A 6,850-nucleotide genomic window follows, 5' to 3' on the forward strand; every position below is an offset into this window, starting at 1 on the left:
GCAACAGCTTTTCCAACCTGTTGCGGCATCTGTCCCGGACCAACGTCTTCCATTGCAGGCAGATTGCCGCCCGATTGTCTTCGAGCGGATGCTTTGTCATGCCATTTGATCATCAGAAAACTCCATCCTGGAGCTTCACTTTGCCATTCGCGCTCGCGCTGATGGCTCCCTTCGACATCCTCGCCTCGCTGGCCATGGATATCTACCTGCCGGTGGTTCCATCCATGCCGGCAATTCTGCAAACCACGCCTTCCATGGTGCAACTGACACTCAGCCTCTACATGGTGATGCTGGGTGTCGGGCAACTCGTTTTCGGTCCCTTGTCCGACCGCATCGGGCGCAAGCCGGTGTTGCTGGGCGGCGGTGCCATCTTTGTGCTTTCTTCCTTTGCGCTGGCGGCGACGGATAGCGCCACGGTTTTCATCGCCTTGCGTTTCACCCAGTCTGTCGGGGCTTCAGCCGCGCTCGTTGCAACCTTTGCCACGGTGCGTGACGTTTATGCCGACCGTCCGGAAGGCGCGACAATCTACGGCCTTTTCAGCGCCATGCTGTCCTTCGTCCCGGCAATCGGCCCCATCGCTGGCGCATTGATCGCCAGCGGTTTCGGCTGGCGCGCGATTTTCATAGCGCTCGGCGTTCTGGGCCTTGTCGCAACATGGCGGGCGTTCCGCCTCTGGCCGGAAACACGCCCTGACCGCAATGGCGTGACCAATGCAAATGTATTGAAAATATTGAAGGATTTTACGTTCTGGACCTACACGCTGGGCTTCGGCGCGGCGATGGGCACCTTCTTTGTTTTCTTCTCCACGGCGCCGCGCATCCTGATCGAAAGAGGCGGCTTTGGAGAGACGGAATTCAGTCTGGCATTTGCAAGCGTTGCCATGGTGATGATTGCCGCCACGCGCCTCCTTTCACCTTACACCCAAAAATGGGGCGTACGAAAAAGCGTGGCGCTGGGCATGGTCGTGCTCCTCGCCAGCGCGCTGGTTTTGCTCCTGACCGAAAACCTGCTGCAACCATCCTTCACCAGCCTGATACTACCCATGTGGCTGGCTGCCATCGGCATTGTTTTGACCGCATCCATGACGGCAAACGGCGCTTTGGCAGCCTTCAACGACAGCGCAGGCATGGCTGTCGCTCTCTATTTCTGCATACAGAGCCTGATGGTCAGTCTGGCAGGAACAGCGCTCGTCATTTTGCTGCCCGGCGACACGGCTTGGCCGCTGATCGCGTTCTGCACAGTCGCGCCCCTTGTGGTCCTGACCATGCTTGCAAGGCTGCAACGGAGCTGATCCAAATGCCGGTCGGTTGGTACAAACAGCCGACCGGCATTGCTGGCCTGCATTTCACACAGCATAATGCCCGCAGCTTTGCTGTTTGATTCGCAGTCACAGCGCCCTTTGGCAAACCATGGAATTGCCCCATGATCGCAAACAAACTGAAGAAATTTATCCTCATTGCCTCGCTGGCAACGATGATCGCGCCTGACTTCGTGCCTATGGCCATGGCGGATGACATGCCAGCCAAGCAGGCTTTCGGAGCGGAAAAGATGCCCGTGCTGGCGCAATCGCCGCAATCGATCGGCTTTTATGCCAAGGGCTGTCTCGCAGGCGCTGTTGCGCTGCCGACAGACGGTCCGAACTGGCAGGTCATGCGCCTGTCGCGCAATCGCCGCTGGGGCCACCCGCGCATGATCGGCTTGCTGGAAAAACTCTCCCGCGATGCCGCCAAGGATGGCTGGCCGGGCCTGCTCGTCGGCGATATTTCCCAGCCGCGCGGCGGTCCGATGCTAACCGGCCATGCCTCGCATCAGGTAGGGCTCGATGCTGATATCTGGCTGACACCAATGCCCAAGAAGCGCTTCACGGATGCCGAACGCGAAAGCGTTTCCGCCGTATCGATGCTGAAAGGGGATTCACTTTATGTCGATCCCAAGAAATGGACCCCTGCCCGCACGGCGCTGATCAAACATGCCGCGAGCTATCCGGAAGTGGAGCGCATCTTCGTGCATCCGGGCATCAAGACGCAGCTCTGCGATACGGTGACCGGCGACAGAAGCTGGCTTGGCAAGGTTCGCCCCTATTGGGGTCACTTCTACCATTTCCATGTGCGCCTGACCTGCCAGCCCGGCTCGCCGCAATGCAAGTCGCAGCCCAAGGTGGCGGCTGGCGACGGCTGCGACAAGTCGCTTGCCTGGTGGTTCACCGATGAACCGTGGAAGCCAGCCAAGCCGTCAAAGGAACCGCCGAAGAAGCCGCGCCCCGTCATGGTGTCTGATCTTCCAAAGGCCTGCGCTGCCGTGCTGGCCGGTCCTGCACCAAATTCGGTTGCCGACGTCACCTATGGCGTGCAGTAATCAAACATCATGCTCCGTCGTTTGACGGCGGGGCATTCTCTCTAAGCCCTCTTTTCACCGGCCTAAGGCTCAGCTATAGGTTTCAAACGATTTAGAGCTTGATGACAAGGTTATCAATTTCATGACAGAGCGCCTGCGCATCGCATTGATCGCCCACGATTTGAAGAAAGACGACATGGTCGCCTTTGCGCGCGCGCATGAAAAGGCATTGTCGCGTTTTGATATCGTGGCGACGGGAACGACCGGTGGGCTGATCCTTGATGCCTGCCCTTCGCTGACGATCCAGCGCGTCAAAAGCGGACCGCTCGGCGGTGACCAGCAGATCGGCGCCATGATTGCGGAAGGCACCGTCGAAGTGCTGATCTTCTTCATCGATCCGCTGTCGCCACTTCCGCATGACGTGGACGTCAAGGCGCTGACCCGCCTCGGCAGCGTCTACGACATACCAATGGCGCTGAACCGCGCCACGGCAGAAAAGCTGATCAAAGCTTTAGACTGATACAATCGAAGAAATATAACAGCCCGTGGGTAAGCCCCCCAACACCCAAAGGGCACAAGAAACGGCAGGGAGAGAGAATGCAGGCCATGATCGACGCCGAACAGAGTTTCCAGTTTCCAGTCCTCGTCGGCGATATCGGCGGCACCAATGCCCGCTTTGCAATCCTTGTCGATGCCAATTCCGATCCGAAGGAATTTCCGGTTCTTCAGACGGCGGATTATGCGACCATCGATGAAGCCATTCAAACGGCCATTCTCGACCAGACGTCGCTGCAGCCGCGCTCGGTCATTCTGGCCATTGCAGGCCCCGTCGAAGGCGATGAAATCGACCTCACCAATTGCGATTGGGTTGTGCGCCCGAAGAAGCTGATCTCCGATCTGGGCTTCAAGGACGTGACCGTGCTCAACGATTTCGAGGCGCAGGCGCTGGCCGTGGTGTCGCTCGAAGGCCATCACATGGAGCAGATCGGCGGCAAGCCGGACGAGGTGATCGCAACCCGCGTCGTGCTCGGCCCGGGCACGGGCCTCGGCGTGGCCGGTCTGGTGCGCACCCGCAAGGCGTGGGTGCCGGTTCCGGGTGAAGGCGGCCATGTCGATGTCGGCCCGCGCAGCGAACGCGACTATCAGATTTTCCCGCATATCGAGCAGATCGACGGGCGCGTTTCCGCCGAACAGATTCTGAGTGGACGCGGCCTGCAAAATCTCTATGTGGCGATCTGCACGGCCGATGGCGTCACCCCTACCCTGGAGACGCCCGCCGATATCACGTCCGCCGGTCTCGATGGCAGCAATGCGCAAGCCAGCGAAACGCTCGACCTGTTTGCGACCTATCTTGGCCGCGTGGCGGGCGACATGGCGCTTGTCTTCATGGCGCATGGCGGCGTTTACCTGTCGGGCGGCATTCCGCAGCGCATTTTGCCTGCTTTGCGGGCGGGTGCGTTCCGCGCTGCCTTCGAGGACAAGGCGCCGCATCAGGCCATCATGCACGACATTCCGATCCATGTGATCACCTATCCGCTGGCGGCTTTGAGCGGCCTGTCGGCTTTTGCCTGCGCACCTTCGCGCTTCGAAGTCTCGACGGATGGACGCCGCTGGCGCATCGGCTGAACCTGACCGTGCCTGAAATCGACGGTCACGGGATGGATAATTAAGCCACATAAGGCTATAGAAACGCGGCGGGGAATTGGCTTTCGGCCTTTTCACCGCCGCGTTTTTGGTTTTAATACCAACGCATTTTCAACGGCAGTCTCGGACATACCGAGCTCAGGAATGAAGCGCTTTTGCACGTGAGCTTATTCAAGAAGAAAAAGAAGAAAATCGACACGGGCGAAGCGACCCGCGTGATCCGGCGCATGATGTCGGAGAATATCGGTGAATATAAGAAGAACTATATCATCGCCATCATCGCATCTTTGATCGTGGGCGGATCAAACGCCGCGCTCGCCTATATGATGAAGCCGATGATCGACAAGATCTTCTATGAGCAGAACCTGCCCCTGATCTGGGTCATCTGCGGCACGCTGCTGGCGATTTTCATCCTGCGCGGTTTTTCCGGCTATGTGCAGGCCGTCGAGCTTGCCAAGATCGGCAATAATCTGGTCGCGCGCTATCAAAAGCGTATTTTCGACCATCTGATGAAGCTCGGCCTCGACTTCTATAACGATACACGCTCCGGTCATCTGGCGGCGCAGATCAACCAGAATGTCTCCGGCATCCGCGACCTGCTCAACATGACGATTTCGTCGATTGCGCGCGATTTCATCTCGCTGGTCGGTCTGGTCGCCATGATGTTCTACATGGACCCGATGCTGTCGGTCGCGATCTTCCTGATCGGCCCGCCGCTCATTCTGGCCGTCGCCTATATTTCGCGCCGCATCCGCTCGGTCACGCGCGATCTCGTGCATCTGAACTCGCATCTTCTCGGCGCCATGCAGGAATCCGTGCAGGGCATCGCCGTCGTGAAGGCCTTCACGATGGAAGACCAGCTGCGCGCCAAGATCGGCAATCTGATCGATATGTCGGAAGGACGCAGCAACAAGATCGCCAAAGTGTCCGAACGCACGACGCCGATTTCCGAAATACTGGCCGGTTTCGCCGTTTCCGGCGTGCTGGCCTATAGCGGTTATCGCGCCATTCTCGACCATCAGCCGCCCGGCGCGACCTTCGCCTTCATCACCGCAATGCTGCTGGCCTATGATCCGGCGCGCCGTCTTGCCCGCCTTCAGGTCGGGCTGGAAAAGGCGCTCGTCAACGCCCGCATGATCTATGAAGTGCTGGATATCAAGCCGCACCAGCGCGATGCCGCCGATGCGGTGGCGCTGAACCCCGGCCCCGGCGAAATCCAGTTCGAGAACCTGTATTTCTCCTATAGCGAGCTTGCGCCGGTTCTGCATGGCGTCAGCTTTGTCGCCAAGGCGGGTGAAACCACGGCGATCATCGGCGCATCGGGTGCGGGCAAGTCAACGCTCATCAATCTCGTGCAGCGGTTCTACGATCTCGACAAGGGAACGATTCTGTTCGACGGACAGGATATTTCCAAGGTCACCAAGCGCTCGCTGCGTCACGCCGTCGCCTATGTGTCGCAACAGCCCTACCTGTTTGAAGGCACCATTGCCGACAATATCCGCTATGGACGCCCGGACGCGACGGAAGATGAAATCGTCAAGGCAGCCCAGCTTGCCCATGCGCATGATTTCATCCTGCAACAGCCGCAAGGCTATGACACGCCGATTGGTGAAAACGGCGCGACGCTTTCAGGCGGCCAGCGCCAGCGCATTTCCATTGCACGCGCCATCGTGCGCAAGGCGCCGGTACTGCTTCTCGATGAAGCAACGTCTGCCCTCGACAACGAATCGGAAAAGCGTGTCCAGCAGGCGCTGGAAACGATCATGAAGGGCCGCACCACCATCGTCATCGCCCATCGCCTGTCCACGGTCGTCAATGCCGACCGGATCGTGGTCATGGAAGCCGGACGCGTGGTGGAAGAAGGCCGTCATGACGCGCTGATTGCCATACCGAACGGTGTCTATGCCCGCTTCTACCAATTGCAGAGCGGCAGCGCTGATAATATGCCCGAACCGACAATCGAAGAACTGACTGCGGATGATGTGCCAGCGGGCACAGGAGGACAGAATGACCGGTGAACCGGATAGCCAAAACAGCGAAATGGGCCTCGTCGTCGTCGGCGCTGGTGGCCGCATGGGCCAGACCCTCATCCGGACGATCCAGTCGATTGATGGTGCCAAACTCGCTGGCGCCATCGAGCGCCCCGGCTCGCCGCTGATCGGCAAGGACGCCGGTGAAGTGGCCGGTGTCGGCGCGCTTGGCGTCACCATCACCGATGATCCGCTGCCGGTCTTCGCCAAGGCGCAAGGCGTGCTCGACTTCACAAGCCCCGCCGCCAGCGTCGCCTTTGCCGGTCTCGCAGCACAGGCCCGCATCGTCCATGTCATCGGCACCACCGGGTGCTCGGCAGAAGACGAAGAGAAGTTCCGCGCCGCCGCCCGCCATGCCACCATCGTCAAGTCGGGCAATATGAGCCTCGGCGTCAATCTGCTCGCCGTCATGGTGCAGAAGGCTGCACAGGCGCTCGGTCCGGAGGATTTCGACATCGAGGTTCTCGAAATGCACCACAAGCACAAGGTGGATGCGCCAAGCGGCACCGCCCTGCTTCTCGGCAAGGCGGCAGCCGAAGGCCGCGGCATCAGCCTTGAAGACAACAGCGTGCGGGCGCGTGACGGCTATACCGGCCCCCGCACGGAAGGCACCATCGGCTTTGCCACGCTGCGCGGCGGCTCGGTGATCGGCGACCATTCGGTGATTCTCGCTGGCCCCGGCGAACGCATTGTGCTGTCGCACCACGCCGAGGACCGCACCATCTTTGCACGCGGCGCGGTCAAGGCCGCACTCTGGGCTTATGGCAAGAAGCCCGGCCTCTATTGCATGCTCGACGTGCTCGGGCTGAACGATTAAAGCGCCTTTCGATCTGATTGAATC

The 6,850-nt window shown here is 59.7% G+C and carries 6 protein-coding genes; all 6 read left to right on the plus strand.

The window, feature by feature from the left end; genetic code table 11:
• Positions 1-98: 98 nt before the first annotated feature.
• Positions 99-1,292, plus strand: a complete 1,194-nt coding sequence (cml, locus tag ACTJKP_RS20220) for a CmlA/FloR family chloramphenicol efflux MFS transporter (protein WP_440631932.1) — start codon at positions 99-101, stop codon at positions 1,290-1,292.
• Between the two features lie 131 nt (positions 1,293-1,423).
• Entirely contained in the window at positions 1,424-2,356 is a 933-nt protein-coding gene (gene mepA, locus ACTJKP_RS20225; protein ID WP_440631933.1) for a penicillin-insensitive murein endopeptidase, read from the plus strand.
• Between the two features lie 121 nt (positions 2,357-2,477).
• Positions 2,478-2,855, plus strand: coding sequence for a methylglyoxal synthase (locus ACTJKP_RS20230; protein ID WP_138787227.1), 378 nt, complete (start codon positions 2,478-2,480; stop codon positions 2,853-2,855).
• A gap of 77 nt (positions 2,856-2,932) precedes the next feature.
• A complete protein-coding gene (locus ACTJKP_RS20235; RefSeq protein WP_138787228.1) occupies positions 2,933-3,961 on the plus strand; it encodes a glucokinase in 1,029 nt (342 codons plus the stop codon).
• Positions 3,962-4,140: 179 nt separating this feature from the next.
• Positions 4,141-5,997, plus strand: a complete 1,857-nt coding sequence (locus ACTJKP_RS20240; RefSeq protein WP_440631934.1) for an ABC transporter ATP-binding protein — start codon at positions 4,141-4,143, stop codon at positions 5,995-5,997.
• Positions 5,987-6,826: a 4-hydroxy-tetrahydrodipicolinate reductase gene (gene dapB, locus ACTJKP_RS20245; protein ID WP_440631935.1), complete on the plus strand. Its 840-nt coding sequence runs from the start codon at positions 5,987-5,989 to the stop codon at positions 6,824-6,826. Before ACTJKP_RS20240 ends, dapB begins: the two co-directional genes overlap by 11 nt.
• The last annotated feature ends 24 nt before the right edge of the window (positions 6,827-6,850 follow it).

The organism is Brucella sp. 22210, assembly GCF_052045675.1.
Taxonomy (GTDB): Bacteria; Pseudomonadota; Alphaproteobacteria; order Rhizobiales; family Rhizobiaceae; genus Brucella.